This window comes from Pseudaquabacterium inlustre (assembly GCF_038066595.1).
Taxonomy (GTDB): Bacteria; Pseudomonadota; Gammaproteobacteria; order Burkholderiales; family Burkholderiaceae_C; genus Pseudaquabacterium; species Pseudaquabacterium inlustre.
In genome coordinates this window covers 131,464-148,680 of sequence record NZ_JBBUTH010000004.1, presented here as the reverse complement: position 1 = coordinate 148,680, position 17,217 = coordinate 131,464, and the positions used below count along the sequence as shown (strand labels likewise).

Below are 17,217 nucleotides of genomic sequence, written 5' to 3'. Positions count from 1 at the left end.
CTCAGGCGCCGAAGCCGTCGTCGGCGCTGAGGATGGCGCCGTTGATGAAGTGGCTTTCGTTGGCGCACAGCATCATCAGCGCCGAGTCCAGGTCCTGCGGATGGCCCACGCGCTTGCGCGGCAGCATGGCCATCAGCTTCCGGCCGGCGTCGGTCTGCCAGTGGTGGTGGTTGATCTCGGTGTCGATGTAGCCCGGACACAGCGCGTTGACGTTGATGCCGAACTTGCCCCACTCCAGCGCCTGGGCCTTGGTCATGTGGATCACCGCGGCCTTGCTCATGCAGTACACGCCGATCTGGCCCAGCACGCGCAGGCCGGCCATCGAGGCCACGTTGACGATGCGCCCGCCGGTGAAGGTGCCCGGCGCCGCGCCGCGGCTGCGGGCGATCATGCGCTTGGCCACCTCTTGCGCCACGAAGAAGGCGCCGCGGGTGTTGGTGTCGAAGGTGTAGTCGAAGTCTTCCGGGCTCACGTCCACCAGCTTCTGCGTGGTGCTGACGCCCGAGTTGTTGACCAGGATGTCGATGGTGCCCACCTCGGTCTCGGCGTGGGCCACGGCCGACTTGATGCTGTCGTGGTCGGTGACGTCGAGCGCCACCACATGGGCATCGCCGCCGGCGGCCTCGATCTCGGCGCGCAGGGTCTTGAGCCGCTCGACGCGGCGCGCGGCCAGCACCACGGCCGCACCCGCCTGGCTGAGCGTTCGGGCGAACTGGGCGCCCAGGCCGCTGGAGGCGCCGGTGACGAAGGCCACGCGGCCGGACAGATCGATGTTGTAGCTCATGGTCGTCGATTCACGGTTCAGGGAACCGGGTCACGATAGCACGCAGCCCCCTCGCCGTTGGCGTGGAATCAGCGGTCCAAACCCCGGCATTCGGCCGGCGCTTGACCTGGGTTCTGTCGCCCCCGCGACAAAAAAGCACGATCGTTCGATTTTCCGGACCCGCTGGGTAGAATGACAGGAATCTGGGTGCGCGCGCACCCGCCCGCATGTCCATGAACACCCCACAGGAACGCTAGCCATGACCCCGCAGGAGATCCTCGCCCAGTTCGGCCCCCGAGAGTCGATGGAGTATGACGTCGTCGTCGTCGGTGGCGGCCCCGGCGGCATGGCCACGGCCATCCGCCTGAAGCAGCTGGCTGCCGAGAAGGGCCAGGACATCTCGGTGGTGGTGCTCGAGAAGGGCAGCGAGCCCGGCGCCCACACGCTGAGCGGTGCGGTGATGGACCCGATCGCCATCAACGAGCTGTTCCCGAACTTGCAGGAGCTGGGTGCGCCGCTGAACCAGCCGGTCACGCACGACGAGGTGCTGTTCCTGGCCGAGGACGGCGGCACCGCCTACACCCCGCCGTGGGCCATGCCGCGCTGCTTCGACAACCACGGCAACTACGTGGTGCGCCTGGGCTCGGTGGTGAAGTGGCTGGGTGAGCAGGCCGAGGCGCTGGGCGTCGAGGTGTTCCCCGGCTTCACCGCCGCCGAGGTGCTGTACGACGATCAGGGCCGGGTCAAGGGCGTGGCCACCGGCAACATGGGCGTGGGCAAGGACGGTGAGCCCACCGAGAACTTCCAGCTGGGCATGGAACTGCTGGGCAAGTACACCATCTTCGCCGAGGGCGCGCGCGGCCACCTGGGCAAGCAGGTGATCGCCAAGTTCAAGCTGGATGCCGGCCGCGAGCCGCAGAGCTTCGCCATTGGCATCAAGGAACTGTGGGAGATCCCGGCCGACAAGGCCCAGCCCGGCCTGGTGGTGCACACCGCCGGCTGGCCGATGGACGACGAGACCTTCGGCGGCGGCTTCCTCTACCACCTGGAGGACAACAAGGTCACGCTCGGCTTCGTCATCGGCCTGGACTACAAGAACCCCTGGCTGAGCCCGTTCGAGGAAATGCAGCGCTGGAAGACGCACCCGTCGATCCGCAAGCACATCGAGGGCGGCAAGCGCATCGGCTACGGCGCGCGCGCCATCAACAACGGCGGCCTGCTGAGCCTGCCCAAGCTGGTGTTCCCGGGCGGCGCGCTGATCGGCTGCGACGCCGGCATGCTGAACGCTGCGCGCATCAAGGGCAGCCATGCCGCCATCAAGACCGGCATGCTGGCCGCCGAGGCCGCCTATGCCGCCGTCACCGCCGGCCGCAGCCATGACGAGCTGGCCGACTACCCGCAGGCCTTCGAGCAGAGCTGGCTGCATGCCGAGCTCAAGCGCGACAACAACTTCAAGCAGTGGTTCAAGAAGGGCCCGCTGATCGGCAAGATCGGCTTCGGCCTGGAGCAGGTGGTGTTCCCCAAGCTGGGCCTCACGCCCTGGTGGACGCTGCACCGCGACAGCCCCGACCACGTGGCGCTGAAGCCGGCGGCCGAGTGCCCGAAGATCGACTACCCCAAGCCCGACGGCAAGCTCACCTTCGACCGCCTGAGCTCGGTGTTCATCAGCAGCACCAACCATGAAGAGAACCAGCCGGCGCACCTGACGCTGAAGGACGCCTCGGTGCCGGTGGCGATCAACCTGGCCAAGTACGCCGGCCCCGAGAGCCGCTACTGCCCGGCCGGCGTGTACGAGTTCGTCAGCAAGGACGGCGCTGACCAGCTGGTGATCAACGCACAGAACTGCGTGCACTGCAAGACCTGCGACATCAAGGACCCGACGCAGAACATCGTGTGGGTGACGCCCGAGGGCGGCGGCGGTCCGAACTACGCTGGCATGTAGGAACTGAGGCACCCGGCCCCGCGGGTACGCGGGTCCACCCGCCGAGCGGGCTGAGCCCGGACACAAGGCGTCCTGAGGACGGCTTGTGCCTGGCGAAGCGGTCAGCCCTGCAGGGCTGACCGTGGGGCGCTCGGCCGGCTCCCGTCCTACCCGATCCGCAGCGCCGAACAAGCCGGCCAAGGCCCACCTGTTCGGCGTTTTGCTTTGCGGAGCGCTGCGCAGAATCGGCCGGGATCATGCCCGCCAAGCCGCTCCATGAGGTGCTCGCTCGCGTGGTGGCCTGGCACAACCGCCACCCGCTCGCGCTGCGCATCTCCCCCCAGCAGGTGCACAGCATCGGCGGCGTGGCCCTGCCCTTCGCCAGCGCGCAACGACCGCCCGAGCCGCCCCCCGCGCTGGACGAGGTGCTGAATCCGCCGGCGGATGATCCGATGGCCAGCTTCCTGGCCGCGGCGCCCGAGGCGGCCGACCCGGCCGAGACGCTCCCGGCCGTGGCGGTGCCCCCGCAGCCGCCCGGTGCGCACGCCGGCACCGACCTGGACGGCGACGCGCCACCCTTGCCGCCGCTGCCCGAACTGCCGCCGATCGACACCGTCGATCCGGCCACCCAGGCCGCGCCCGGCGATGCGCTGCCGCAGGACGACATTCCGCCCGCCGACACCGCCGCAGCCCCGGATGCCGACGGGCACGAAGCCCCGGCGGGCGACGACGCACCGATCGAACTGGCCATGGCGCTGGACGAGGCGCCTGCGGCCCCGGACGCCGATGCGCCCTCCACACCGGCCCCCGCCCCGGACATCGACAGCGACGTCACCGACGAGGCTGCTGCCGATGCTGACGCGGCGCCCGCAGCCCCCGCCGACGGCGAGCCTGAGCGTTCCCCCGACCCCGCCGCCACCGCCCCGGAGCCGGCCACCGACGTCGCAACCGATGCGGCCACCGAGGTGCTGACCGCGCCGAACGCCACCGCGCCGGACCATGGCCACGCCGCGCAGCCCCCGGCCGCCGCGGACGCGGACCCACCCACCGCCAGTGCCGAGCCGGCCAGCGCCAGCGATGCGGCCGAGACCCCGCTGGCCGAACGCCTGCGGGCCGCACGCGAACGCGCCCAGGCCGCCGCGCCTGCGCCGCTGGACCTGGACATCGGGCTCGACGGCCCCACCGCCGCGCCCGCTGCCCTGCCGGCCGCGACCGCGCTGACGGCATCGCCCGACGCCCCTGGCGCCGACGCAGCCCCCGCCGGCAACCCCCGCGGCTGGCGCGCCCGCCTGGCCGCATGGGGTGCGCGTGTGGCCGCACGGCTGGCGGCCCTGCGCCCGCGCCGCCGGCCGGCCGGCGGCGCACTGACCGCCCTGTTCCAGCAGGACTTCATGTGGCCGCGCACGCCGGCCCAGGTGGCGCGCTGGGTGCAGCGCCATGGCAGCGAGCAGCCGCTGGCCCCGGCCGACTGGCCGCAGCGCGTGCTGCAGCCCGACGCCGCGCTGCTGCATGCGGCCCGCCGCAAGGGCCGGCCGCATGCCGTGACGCGGCATGTGCTCACCGCCGCCATCGGTGTCGGCGATCGCCGCATCCGCTTGCTGATCGACGCCGACGGCCATGTGCTCGGCCCGCGCGCCTTCGACCGGCGCCGCATCAACCGCCTGGCCGGCGCCGGCAGCCTGCTGGGCGCGGCGCTGCTGACCGCCGTGCTGGGCCCATGGCGACATGCCAGCGCGCCGGCCGACCCGCACGCAGCGGGCGCCACCGAAGCGGCGGCGGCCGCCTCGCAGGCCGAGGCGGCATCGGCGGCCATGGCCGCGGCCTCCGCGGCCTCGGACGCTGCCGTGGCCGACGGAGCGCACGCCGCCGCGTCGGGCACATCGGGCACATCGGGCACATCGGGCGCGTCGGCGACCGACGCCCACGCCCATGCCGCCCACGCCGCGCCGGACGCCCATCCGGCCCCGCCCGCACCACCGGCGGCCGCACTGCATCCGGCACCCGCAGCGCCCGCCAACCCCGCCGTGCAGGTCGCCCACGCGCCACCTGCAACCCAGGCCACCACCGCACCAGCCGCCGATGCGCACGCCGCGGCGCACCCTCCGCCCGCGCCCGCGCCCACTCATGCGCACGCCCCCGCCCCTGCACCGGCCGAGCCCGAACCACCGGCCAGCAGCTTCACGGTCACGCAGGTGCCGCCGCCCGCCTACCCGGTGACGCGCGCGTCCGGGCCCATCGTCGCCATCCGCTTCCGCCTGTCCGAGGAGGCCAAGCAGGCCGCCCGCGACGAGGTGGCCGCCGCGCGCGCTGCCGTGCAGGGCGAGCCCCCGCCGCCCAGCCCGGCCAAGCCGCCGCGTCGCGCTCCCGCCGCACCGCTGGAAACGCCGGTGCGCGTGGCGCAGAAGCCGGGCGTGGTGTATGCCGTCATCACGCGGCCGATGCCCCAGCGCGCATCGGCCGAGGCCATCCTGGCGCAGATGATGTCGGTGCGCGCCCGCCTGCCGCAGACCGCCCCCGACCAGGGCGAGGTGATGCAGCACCAGGGCCGCTGGCGCGCCGTCTGGTGGCCCTTCACCTCGCTGGCCGAGGCTGAACGCGCCCAGGTCATGCTGGTGACGCGCGGCATGCACGTCGAGGTCATCGAGTTCTGACCGCGCGTTGAGGCTGGCGCACGCCAGTCGCGGCGGCCATCCCCACGTTGAAGCAGCAGCGCCCGGTCGCCACCGGCTCGCGGCCGCCATGCCCATGCAATACTGATTTCGACCCTGCCGCAGATGCAGGGCCTGGCGTCGTTGGCCCGTGATCCCGGCCGCGTGCATCCGTCCCGTCGGCTGCCGCGCGGCCCTCCAGCCGTTGATGGAGACCGACGCCCGATGAGCACCCCCGCCGACAGCACCGGCAACCGCGCCGCCCCTCCCACCGACCACGCCATGGTGGTGCAGTCGGCCTGGCTCGACCAGGCGCTGTGGTCGGCCACCGCCAACCAGCTGAAGGCCGGGCTCGACCGCTGGCGCCGCATCGCCGCGGTGGGCGGCGTGCTGGGGGCGGCCACCAGCGTGGCCGCCGGCACCCTGGCCGACGGACCGGTGCGCCAGGGCACGGCCATCGCCGCCGCCTTGCTGCTGGCCGTGGTGCCCTATGTGCAGAAGACGCGCGTCTCGCCGGCGCAGGTCAAGGCCTGGACGCGTGCACGCAGCGCGTCCGAGGCGCTGAAGGAGGCCATCTACCGCTTCCTGATGGGCGTGCCGCCGGCCGATCCGCCCGGCGCCACCGAGGGCAACGGCACGCCCGCGCCCGATCCCACCAGCGCCGCGGCGCTGGTGCGCCGCTGCCAGGCCATCAAGCAGCGCGTGGCCGACCTGCAGGGCCAGGCCGCACAGGCCGCGCCCGGCGGCAGCAGCGCCCGCCCCAGCAGCCTGGACACCGAGGGCTACCTGGCCGACCGCGTGAACGACCAGATCGGCTGGTACGGACGCCGCGCCAACCAGTTGGCGGGCCAGGCGCGCCGGCTGCGCCAGGCCGAGTTCGCGCTGGGCCTGCTGGCCGTGGTGATGGGCGTGCTGTCGGGCCAGTCGGGCGGGGCCGGGGCCGAGCTGGCCCAGCAGTGGCCGCTGCTGGGCACCCTGTCGCCGTGGGTGGGCGTGGTGACGACGGCCGGCGGTGCCGTCACGGCGCACCTGGCCGCCACGCGGGTGGAGGAGATCTCGGCCGTGTACTTCGCCACCGGCCAGCGTGTGCAGGGCCTGCGCGACGAGTGGCTCACCGACGCCGCACGCGACACGCCCGAGCGCGTGGCCGCCTTCGTCGATGCGGTCGAGCGCGCCTTCGCCGCCGAGAACCAGAGCTGGCTGGCCGACTGGACGAAGGAGTGAGCATGGGCTACCTGCCGCAGTTCAAGAACGACCTGTTCCTCAGCTACCGCCGCGCCAGCAACGAAGGCCCCGACGCCTGGATCGACACCTTCTGCCACCGCGTGCAGTCGGCGCTGCGCGACCGCGTGGGCGATGTCAGCATCTGGCGCGACACCGGCGAGCTGAAGGCCGGTGATGCCTGGCGGCCCGAGATCGGCGAGGCGGTGGATTCGGCGGGCCTGTTCCTGGCGGTGATCTCGCGCACCTACTTCGACAGTGCCGAATGCCGCAAGGAGTTCGACCGCTTCCTCGGCCGCCTGAAGAGCAGCCCCGACGACGGCCGCAAGCTGGTGCCGATCTTCAAGCACCCGCCCAAGCCCGACCAGGAGCTGCCGCGCGAGCTGGCCGAGATCGGCCACCACGAGTTCTACCTGCGCGAGCCCAAGCCCTGGCGCGAGCTCGACCCCAAGCTCGACAGCGACTACGCGCCCTACAACGAGCGCCTGGGCCGCGTGGTGTTCGACCTGATGGAGGCCATCGAGGGCCTGTACGGCCGCCAGAAGAAGCAGGCCCTGGGCAAGGTGTTCGTGGCCACGGTGCCGCCCGAGCTGAACGACGACCGCGAGCGCCTGCGCAGCGACCTGCGCCAGCGCGGCTTCGTGGTGGTGCCCGAGCGCGAGTACCTGTGGAATGCCGACGACCACCGCGACCGCATCGCGCAAGACCTGGGCGAATCGCTGCTGGCCGTGCACCTGGTGGCGCGCACCGCGTCCACCGAGCCGCTGTCGGCCGAGCGCAGCCGCCTGCAGCTGCAGCTGGCGCAGGCCGAGATGGCCCAGCGTGGCCGGCCCGCGCCGCTGGTGTGGATCCAGTCGGCCGACCGCACCGACGACAGCCAGAAGACGCTGATCGACTACATCGAGCACGACCTGGCCAACCAGGGCCTGGACTACCTCACCGGCCCGCTGGAAGAGCTCAAGAGCGTGATGCTCGACAAGCTGCCGCGCCCGGCACCCAAGGCCCCGCCCAAGCCGCGCGAGATGGCCCTGCTGGTGGAGGACGGCGAGGCCGCCGACCTCGGCCCGCTGAAGGCCCTGCTGACCGGCAAGCTGGGCATCGAGCCGCGCGTGCTGCGCTTCACCGGCAGCACGCCCAAGGACGCCGCGCGCCTGGCCAAGGGCCTGGCCGACTGTGCGCAGGCGCTGATCGTCTGGCACCGGCAGGACGAGGACTGGGTCAAGGACCTGATGCGCCTGGACGAGCTGGGCCACCATGCCGACCCCACGCGCCTGGCCGTCTATGCCATGGGCGAGGCCACCGACGAGAAAGCCGACTTCACCTCGGCGCGCGCCGCCGTCATCCAGGCCCAGGTGAGCCAGGCCGAGGCCGAGTTGCGCGCCTTCGCCGATGCGCTGCCGGCCGGGGCTGCCTGATGGCCAGCCCGCAGACGCTGGCGCTGATCGCCGCCAACCCCTTCCCGGGCCTGCGCGCCTTCAAGCCGGGCGAGTCCGACCGCTTCTTCGGCCGCGGCCAGCAGATCGCCGAGTTGGTGACGCGCCTGGCCGAGGTGCCGCTGGTGGCCGTGTCGGGCGCCTCGGGCTGCGGCAAGAGTTCGCTGGTGCTGGCCGGCCTGCTGGCCGAGCTGCGCCAGCGCCACGCCGATGGCGACGGCACCGACTGGCGCGCGGTGGTGATGCGCCCCGGCAACCGCCCGATCGCCCACCTGGCCGCGCCGCTGGCCCAGGTGCTGCACGACCCCGATGACGACGAGGACCTGCCGGGTGCCGACGAGCAGGAGGCCCGCGCCGGTGCCCTGTTCGGCCAGCTGCGCCTGGGCGGCCTGGGCCTGGTGGAGGCGGTGCGCCACTCGCGCCTGGCGCAGCGCTCGCCGCGCGCCCGCGTGCTGGTGGTGGTCGACCAGTTCGAGGAAGTGTTCCGCTTCAAGCGCATGAGCGATCCCGACGAAGCCGCCGCCTTCGTCAAGCTGCTGCTGGCCGCAGCGCAGGACCCGGCGTCGCCGGTCAGCGTGATCATCACGCTGCGCTCCGATGCGCTGGGCAGCTGCGCCGAGTTCCGCGACCTGCCCGAGGCGGTGAGCCGCGGCGGCTACCTGGTGCCACGCCTGAAGCGCGAGCAGCGCAAGGAAGCCATCGTGCGCCCGGTGGAGTGGCGCGGCGCGCGCATCGCCCCGCGCCTGGTGCAGCGCCTGCTCAACGATGTCAGCGACGACTTCGACGACCTGCCGGTGATGCAGCACGCGCTGTCGCGCACCTGGCAGCGCTGGGCCGAGGCCTGCGAAGGCCAGCGGCCGATCGACCTGGACGACTACGAGGCCGTGGGCACGGCCAGCGACGCGCTGTCGCGCCACGCCGAGGAGGCGCGCGCCTCGCTGGGCGCGCTGGGCCAGCCGGGCGGTGCGGTCGAGCGCGTGTTCCGCGCCCTCACCGAGCGCGTGGGCGATGGCGCCGAGGTGCGCCGCCCGCTGCCCTTTGCCCAGCTGGTGGCGGTGGCCGGCGACGGCACGCCCGGCGGCGATGCGGCCGTGCGCGAGGTGGTCGAACGCTACCGCCGCGCCGACACGGCCTTCCTGCTGCCCGGTGCCGAGGTCAGCCTCGATGCCAACCCGGTGATCGACATCTCGCACGAGAGCCTGATCCGGCTGTGGCAGCAACTGCGCGGCTGGGTCAAGGCCGAGGCCGACGCGGCCGGCGAGCTCGAGCGCCTGCTCGAAGCCACCCGGCTGCGCGCCAGCCACCAGGGTGAGCCACTGCGCGGCCGCGACCTGGAACGCACGCGCGCCTGGCTGGCCGCCCACCGGCCGTCACCGGGCTGGGTGCAGCTGGTGGCCGGCGGCGACGGCACCGCCCAGCGCGACGCGCTGCTGGCCTTCGTCGACGAGAGCGTGGCCACCGAGCAGCGCGCGCTGCGCCGCAGCCGGCTGCAGCGCCGCAGCTGGCAGGCGGTGATGGCCCTGGGGGTCGTGGGCGTGTTCGCCTTCGCCTTCTACAGCGCGCGCGAGCAGCGCCTGGCCCAGGCGCGCGAGCTCACCAACCGCGCGCTGCTCGAGCTGCCGCGCGACCCCGCCGCCAGCGCCCACCTGGCCCTGCGCGCGCTGGATGGCGACGCCGACAACCGCCGCGCCGACTACGCCCTGCGCCAGGCCATGACGGCGCTGGCCGTGGCCCAGCCCGAAGCCATCCTGGCGCTGGGCGAGCCATTGGTGGAGGCCCGCTTCAGCGCCGGGCAGCGCTGGCTGCTGGCCGCCGGCGGCCGCACGGTGTGGCTGCTCGACCCCGCCACGCTGGCCATTCGCCACACGCTCACCGCGTCGCAACCGGTGTCCCGCGCCTGGGTGGTGGGCGCGGCCGGGGCCGAGCGCGTGCTGGCCTTCACCCAGGACTGGCGCGTGCACCTGCTGCCGCTGAAGGGCGGCGACACGCAGACCCTGGCCTGCCCGGCCGATGGCGTGACGGGCAGCGCCGTGGCCGTGAGCGACGGGCCCACGCCCCAGGTGGCCCTGGGCTGCCGCGACGGCGCCCTGCTGCTGGCCGCCGTGGCCGATGGCCGCCTGGGCGCGGCGCAATCCCTGCTGCCACCGGCCGCGCCCAACCAGTCGGTCACCGCGCTGGGCTTCTCGGCCGACGGGGCCTGGCTGGCCGCCGGCGACAACACCGGCCAGGTGCGGGTGTGGCAGCGCGCGCAGCCCGCCCGTCCCTGGATCGGCCAGGGCTCGGCCGGCGGTGCAGCGCTGCGCCACCAGGCCGCGGTGCGCGACATCGCCTTCCACCCCGACGAACCCGGCCTGCTGGCCAGCGCCAGCGACGACCGCAGCGCCCGCGTCTGGCGGCTCGACCTGAACGGTGGCCGCCTGGCCCCCACCGTGGGCGACCAGCGCGGCGAGGAACGCCTGCGCCATGACCGGCCGGTGCTGCGCGTGCACTGGGTGCGCCGCATCGACGACGCCTACAAGCTGATGACGGTGTCGGACAAGCGCGTGATCTTCTGGACCGACGTCGAGACCCGCGACGCACGCCGCCACGACGACTGGGTGACCGACGCCGATGTCTCGGCCGACGGCGAGCTGCTGGTCTCGGCCTCGGCCGACGGCACGGCGCGTGTGTGGTCCACGCGCAGCGTCACGCCCATGGCCCTGCTGCGCGGCCACAGCAACGAGCTGGAACGCGCCTTCTTCGGGCCGGGCGGCAGCGTCATCACGGTCAGCGCCGACCAGACCCTGCGCCGCTGGCGCATCGCCGCGCCGGCGGTGCTGGACGCCGCGGCGCACTGGCAGGAAGCGCTGGCCTTCAGCCCGCGCGGCGACCAGGTGCTGCTGTGCGGCGAGGCCGATCAGAAGGACGCCCGCCACCGCCAGTGCCGCATCGCGCCGCTGGCCGACATGGGCCAGCGCAAGGATCCCGACAGCGAGCGCCTGGAGGCGGCGCCGGGTGACACCGTGGGCGCGGTCAGCTGGCGCCATGATGGCCGCCAGGTGCTGGGCCGCACCGCCACGCACGACATCTACGCCAGCCGGCGCCCGGTGCTGTGGGACGTGGCCACGCGCCGGCGCATCACGCCCGAATGGCTGCAGCAATGGACCGACGCCAGCTTCAGCCCGGCGCGGCCCGAACTGGCGACCAGCCGCCCCGCCACCGCCCCCGCGGCCGGCGGCGAGGTGGCGGTGTGGGCCGTCACGGCGCTCGACCAGGCCCAGCCCCAGCCGCTGCTGCGCCTGCGCGGGCCGCTGAGCACACTGCCGCCGGTCATCGACAGCAGCGGGCGCTGGGTGGCCGGCGCCGAGCACAACGATGTGCTGCTGTGGGACCGCAAGACGCCGCAGGCCGAGCCCCAGCGCCTTCGCGGCCATGCGGGCACGGTGCGCAGCCTGGCCTTCAGCGCCGATGGCATGGCCCTGGTCAGCGCCGGCAGCGACCGCAATGCGCGGGTGTGGCCGCTGCAGGCCGTGGCCCCCGGCCAGGCGCCGGCCTCGGTGCTGCTGACCGGCGGCCACAGCGCGGCCGTGATGAGTGCCGTGTTCAGCCCCGATGGCCGCTTCGTGGCCACCGGCGGCGCCGACAACAGCGTGCGCGTGTGGGACGCGCGGCGAGGCTGGGAGATCTCGGCCCTGCACCGCCACGGCGATGCGGTACCGGCCCTGGCCTGGCATGCCGACGGGCGCATTGCCTCGGCCAGCGACGACGGCACCGTGCTGCTGGCCCCCTGCCAGCCCTGCGTGGCACCGCTGGAACAGGTGCGCGAGGCGGCGCGTGCCGTGCCGCAGGCCCCGGCTGCACCGTCGCCCCCATCGCCGCCCCCATCACCGCCGTCAACCCCGCCGGCCGCCTCCACCGGCGCTGCAGCGCCCGCGTCGCGCTGAGCGCAACGCGTTCGGCACATCTAGGGATGCGTGCCACCGGCGATTGGTCGCACCATGCGCCGTGGCGTGCCAGCCGGTGCGCCGCCTGTCAACCACTTGGCACCCCACCATGTCCTCGCTCGTGCGCTTCCGTGATTGCGACCACAGCGTGTTCATCAGCTACGCGCACGCCGACGACGAGGTCTATGCCAACTGGATCAGCGACTTCGCCAGCGAGCTGACCAAGGACCTGGCCGCCGAACTGGCCCGCGTGCCCACCGGGCGCCCCACGCTGCCGCCGGTGCACCGCAGTGGCGACAACGGCCCGGTGGCCGGCGAGCTGTCCGACGAGCTCAAGGCCCGCGTGGCGCGCTCGTTCGCGATGGTGGTGGTGGTGGGCCGGCACTATGTCGAGTCCAGCTGGTGCGGCCAGGAACTGGCCTACCTGCAGCAGGCCTTCGGCGCCGAGGGCCTGGCCGGCCGGCTCTACATCGTGGCGCTGGCCCAGGAGCCGATCGCCCGCGCCCGCCAGCTGCCGGTGTGGCGCCAGGTGTTCGACGGCCGCAACCCGGTGTGGCAGGACTACTTCGAGAGCGACGCGGTGGGCCGCCCGGTGGCCGTGCTGCGCGACGACGGCAAGGCCCCCACCCAGGCCTTCGCACGCCGCTTCGACCGCCTGCGCGACGACCTGGTGGCCAAGATCAAGGCCGACCTGGCCGGCCCGCAGCCCAACCCCCAGGCCACGCGGCTGCTGGTGGGCGTGGGCGCGCCCGAGCTCGACGAGGCCATCGCCGACTTCGCCCAGCAGGCCCGCGCGCTGGAGCCCACCGTGTCGGTGCTGGAACTGGCCGCGCTGGACCAGCGCGCCGTGCTGGCCGCCCGCCTGCGCGATGCCGAGCGCCTGGTGCTGCCCTTCCACCAGGGCACACCGCGCCTGGGCGTGGTGCCGGGCGGGCAGCTGGCGGTGCTGCTGGACTGCTGGCGCAAGCTGGGCAAGCCCGACGAGCAGCTGTTCGCGCTCGACCTGTCGGCGGTCCCGGCCGCCGAGCCGGCCGAGCCCGAGCACATCGACTGGCTGGCCCGGCTGGCCTGCCCCAAGCTGCCACCGCAGGCCCTGCTGGCGCGGCTGTTCCCGCCGGCCGCGCCCGCCGCGACCGAACCTGCCGCCGCGCCGCCGCGGCCGGTGCGCCTGTTCATCGAGAGCAACCGCAACGAGCCCTGGCAATGGAAGCTGCTGGGCGAGCAGATCCGCCCGCTGTGGCAGCAGCTGCTGGCCGAGCGCCACATCGACGTGCCGCTGAACCTGCGCCCCAGCGGCCTGAACATCGACGAGATCGACCTGTTCAACCTCGACGAGGCCGACGGCCTGATCCTGCTGTGGGGCCAGAAGGAGGCGCGCTCGCTGCTCAGCCAGATCAACCTGGTGGAAGACCGGCTGAGCGAGCTGGCGCCGGCCATCGTGGCCTACCTCACCCCGCCCAAGCCCCAGGCCGACCAGGCCGTGCCCGCGCTGGGCTGGCAGGTGCTGCGCTTCCAGCAGCAGGAGGCGCCACCGCCCAAGGCCGTGCGCCCCGACCAGAACGACGCGTCGGAGCTCACCCGCTTCCTCAACGACGTGCTCGACCGCACCGCGCGCCGGCACAAGCTGGCCGTGGCCTGACCCGGCACGCCAGGCCACCCGATGGACGCGCTGCAACAACACGCCCTGCTGCGCCGTCTGCCGCGCACGCCCTATCCCGGCCTGCGGCCCTTCCTCGACCACGAGGACATGCTGATGCACGGCCGCCGCACCCAGGTGGCCGAGATCGTGCGCCGCCTGGGCCGCGGCGCCGGCGATGACGAGCGCCTGCCGCGCGTGTTCACCGAGCCCGGCCACGACAGCGAGGGCCGCACGCTGACGCTGTCGGCGCAGACCTCGTTGATGGCCGTGGGCGCGCCGGCCATGCCGCTCACGCGCTTTGTGGCGGTGATCGGCGGCTCAGGCTCAGGCAAGAGCTCGCTGATCCGCGCCGGCGTGGTGCCGCACCTGCGCCAATTCGGCATCCCCGAGGTCGGCGACCTGTGGGAGCCGGTGGTGTTCACGCCCGGCACCAACTTCGCCTCGGCCGACCCCGAACACGGGGCCCCGGCGGCGCCCGAGACACCGATCACCCGCCTGGCCTGGCGCCTTGAAGCCACGCTGCGCGGCGACCCCGATCCGGCGCGGCGCGAGGCCATCGCCGAGCTGTTGCGCCGCCCCGGTGGCCTGGGCCGCGCGATCGACACCTACGGCCCCGAGATCGACCTGCCCGAGGGCGTGGACGCGGCCAAGGCCTGTGTGCTGGTGGTTATCGACCAGTTCGAGGAGCTGTTCCACCACAGCAACCGCGACGTGACCGACGCCCGGCTGCTGATCGAGCGCGTGATCGACCACTTCCACCAGGCCCGTGCCGGCAGCGGCTCGCCGCGCTGCTTCCTGGCCATCACGATGCGCAGCGAGCACCTGAACGACTGCGCCGCCTTCCTGGGCCTGCCCGAGGCCATCAACGCCGGCGCCTTCCTGGTCAGCCGGCTCGACGACGCCGCCGTGCGCGAGGTGATCGAGAAGCCCGCCCAGCGCTTCCTGCGCCTGCGCCAGCGTGAGCGGCGCGGGCCCGAGGCCGCCGCGCTGCCGGCCAGCGTGCGCTTCGACCCGTCGGTGGTCGAGCGCCTGGTCAAGGACACGCGCGACATCGCCCACGACCCCGACCACCTGCCGCTGCTGCAGCACCTGCTGGCGCGGCTGTGGCAGCGTGCGCTGCGTCGCGAGCAGCGCGCCATCGGCGACGTGCCGGCCGAGCTCGGCTGGGCCGACCTGTGCAGCGCCGCGCTGGCCGACGACGTTCCGGCCCACCCGCCGGGGCAGGACGAGAACCTGCTGCGGCTGGCGCTGGAACGCTGGGCCGAGCGCGAGTTCGCGCAGCACCCGCCGGCGCAGCAGGCCCTGCTGGCCGATGTGCTGCGCCGCCTGGCCTACAAAGACCCCGCCAGCGGCACCTACAACCAGCAGCGCCTGTACGTGGCCACGCACCCGGCCGGCGCCGACGCGCTGTCGGCCCTGCTGCAGGGGCGCTGGATCCACTCGGTCAACTACCTGTACTGGGACGACGACAACCCCACGCGGGTGACGCTGAAGGTCTCGCACGAGTCCTTCATCCGCGGCTGGCAGCGGCTGCGTACCCTGGCCGATGCCGGCGCCATGCAGTTCGCCCGCGTGCTCGAGCTGCTGGCCGCCTGCCGCGACTGGCAGCAAAAGGGCCAGGCCGATGCCGACCTGATGGAAGACCGGCTGCTGCGGCGCATGAAGGACGCCGGCCTGGCCGCGGTGTTCGCGGCCGAACCCGCACCGCCCGCCGCTGGCGCCGCAGCGTCGGCGGTGGCCCACCCGGTGGCCCACCCGGCGGCCAACCCGGCAGCCAACCCGGCTGCCAACCCGGGGGTGGCGGCCGGCAGCCCGGCGCCGGCCGGCGCCTCGCCGCTGCCGCCGCGCGACCCGGCCGAGGCCTGGCGCGAATGGCAGGCCTGGCTGCCGCGCACGCCGCGCGGGCCCGAGCTGTCGGGCCTGGTGTTCGACGACGTGGCGCAGTTCTTCCGCCGCTCGGAAGCGCGGCTGCAGGCCGAGGCCCACCGGGCGCGCAACCATGTCAAGAACCAGGCCGCGCTGGCCACCGCCGGGCTCGGTGCGCTGGCCTTGCTGGGCCTGGCGCTGGCCTTCAGCTACGGCGTGCAGGGGCCGGTGATCGAGCGCTCGGCCCGCTACTTCGGCGCCGCCGACGCCGCCAACCTGGCCACGCTGCGCAATGCCTGGCCCGAGATCGGCGGCGGCGCCCACGAGCTGCATGACCTGCTGCAGGCCGCCGCACAGCTGGAGGCCGCGCGCCAGGGCGACGGCGTGGCGTTGGCCGGTGTGTCCGATGCGGTGCTGCAGGGCCCGCTGTCGCCCGGCCGCGCCCTGGCGCTGGGCCAGGTACTGCCGCTGGCGCTGCGCGCGGTGGAGCCCACGGTCAACGGCAAGCTGCGCGCCGTCCTCACCCGCGCGCTGTGGCGCACCGACGCCGCGCCGCCGGTGGGCGACACGCTGCGCATGGTGGACGCCCATGGCGATGACCCGCGCTACCACCAGGGCTGCGACGGCCTGCCCGGCGTGCTGCTGCCGGTGGAAGGCGGGCGCGAGAACAGCTACCCGCGCCGGGCGGTGTTCGTCACCCGCGACGACCTGGGCCGCGCGCGCGCCGACACCCGCAACGGCCTGATGTTCACCGCCACGCTGCATGCCGACCAGCGCTGCGTGCTGGGCCAGCAGATCGCCGCCCTGCCGCGCGAGCGCGAGCCGGCCCTGGTGTTCGACGCCTCGATGGGCCATGTGCTGATGGCTGCCAACGGCGACCCGCCCGGCCCCAGCGGCCAGCCGGCGTCGCCGGCCACGGTCACGCTGCTGCGTCTGCAATGGGACAACCCCGAGCTGGGCGAAGGCGCCGAGCTGTCGCAGCCCCTGGCCATCGTGTTCAACGACCAGGTGGCCGAGACACTGCGCCGCCAGGCCCCCGAGACCATCGGCATGGCCGCCGCCACCTGGCGCATGCCCGGTGGACGCGCGCTGCGCATCGGCAACGAGGGCTGGCGCATCGTGATCGACGGCGCCCAGCGCCTGGTGCCGCAGCCGCCCGCCACGGCCCTGGCACCGCTAGCACCGCCGCAGGACGGCGACGGCTGCGCGCCGCTGCGCGCGGCCCTGCAGCGCGAGCTGGCCGAAGGCGGCGGCAACGGCTTTCGCGCCAGCGTGCACCGCGACCGCGAGCACTGCCTGGCCGTGCTGCGCGGCCAGCCGGTGGGCCAGGGCAGCACCCAGCGCGACACCGTGCAGCTGCGCGCCTACACGCTGCACGCCGCCCAGGACGCCGAACGAACGGCCGGCGACACCGGCCTGCGCCATGCCCCGGTGCCGCTGGCCAGCCTGCCCTTCGGCCGCGTGCCGCCGCAGCTGAGCGACTTCCGCGTCGGCGTGGCCGGCTCACCCTGGGAGGGCTGGCTGGTGCTGGCCCGCCCTCCCGACCGCCGCAACCCCGACACCCGCCTGTTCGGCGTGCCCTGGAGCACCGGGGCCCTGCTGCGCCTGGGCACCGAGGTGCTGGCCGAGCACCGTCAACAGGCCGTCTCGGCCACCTCGGCCACCTCGGCCACTTCGGCCACTTCGGCCACCTCGGCCACTTCGGCCGCCACGGCCGCCCCTGCGTCGTCCAGCGCGCGGCCTGCGGCCCAGCGACCCGCCCAGGCGCCAGCCCAGCGGCCGAGCGCGCCCACCGGGTCCTGA

General features: G+C 74.1%; 8 protein-coding genes. 7 read left to right on the top strand and 1 reads right to left on the bottom strand.

The features are described 5' to 3' along the window. Nucleotide 1 precedes the first annotated feature (1 nt). Complete coding sequence (locus tag AACH10_RS08740; RefSeq protein WP_341410008.1) at nucleotides 2–784, bottom strand: SDR family oxidoreductase; 783 nt, start codon at nucleotides 782–784, stop codon at nucleotides 2–4. A 238-nt stretch (nucleotides 785–1,022) separates the two neighbouring features. Between AACH10_RS08740 and AACH10_RS08735 the strand changes: the two genes are divergently transcribed. The 7 genes from AACH10_RS08735 (at nucleotide 1,023) to AACH10_RS08705 (ending at nucleotide 17,217) form a co-directional block, all read left to right on the top strand. Then, nucleotides 1,023–2,705 carry an electron transfer flavoprotein-ubiquinone oxidoreductase gene (locus tag AACH10_RS08735; RefSeq protein ID WP_341410007.1) on the top strand — a complete coding sequence of 561 codons (1,683 nt, stop codon included), beginning with the start codon at nucleotides 1,023–1,025 and terminating at the stop codon, nucleotides 2,703–2,705. 236 nt (nucleotides 2,706–2,941) lie between these two features. Continuing rightward, entirely contained in the window at nucleotides 2,942–5,335 is a 2,394-nt protein-coding gene (locus tag AACH10_RS08730) for a hypothetical protein (protein WP_341410006.1), read from the top strand. Between the two features lie 222 nt (nucleotides 5,336–5,557). Next, entirely contained in the window at nucleotides 5,558–6,556 is a 999-nt protein-coding gene (locus tag AACH10_RS08725; protein WP_341410005.1) for a DUF4231 domain-containing protein, read from the top strand. Nucleotides 6,557–6,558: 2 nt separating this feature from the next. Beyond that, nucleotides 6,559–7,968, top strand: a complete 1,410-nt coding sequence (locus AACH10_RS08720; protein WP_341410004.1) for a toll/interleukin-1 receptor domain-containing protein — start codon at nucleotides 6,559–6,561, stop codon at nucleotides 7,966–7,968. After that, nucleotides 7,968–11,909 (top strand): NACHT and WD repeat domain-containing protein, encoded by a 3,942-nt coding sequence (locus tag AACH10_RS08715; protein WP_341410003.1) that lies wholly within the window; start codon nucleotides 7,968–7,970, stop codon nucleotides 11,907–11,909. Before AACH10_RS08720 ends, AACH10_RS08715 begins: the two co-directional genes overlap by 1 nt. Nucleotides 11,910–12,018: 109 nt before the next feature. Beyond that, complete coding sequence (locus tag AACH10_RS08710) at nucleotides 12,019–13,548, top strand: toll/interleukin-1 receptor domain-containing protein (RefSeq protein WP_341410002.1); 1,530 nt, start codon at nucleotides 12,019–12,021, stop codon at nucleotides 13,546–13,548. Nucleotides 13,549–13,569: 21 nt separating this feature from the next. Next, the gene (locus AACH10_RS08705) at nucleotides 13,570–17,217 is read left to right on the top strand and encodes an nSTAND1 domain-containing NTPase (RefSeq protein ID WP_341410001.1); all 3,648 of its coding nucleotides are present in this window, start codon (nucleotides 13,570–13,572) and stop codon (nucleotides 17,215–17,217) included.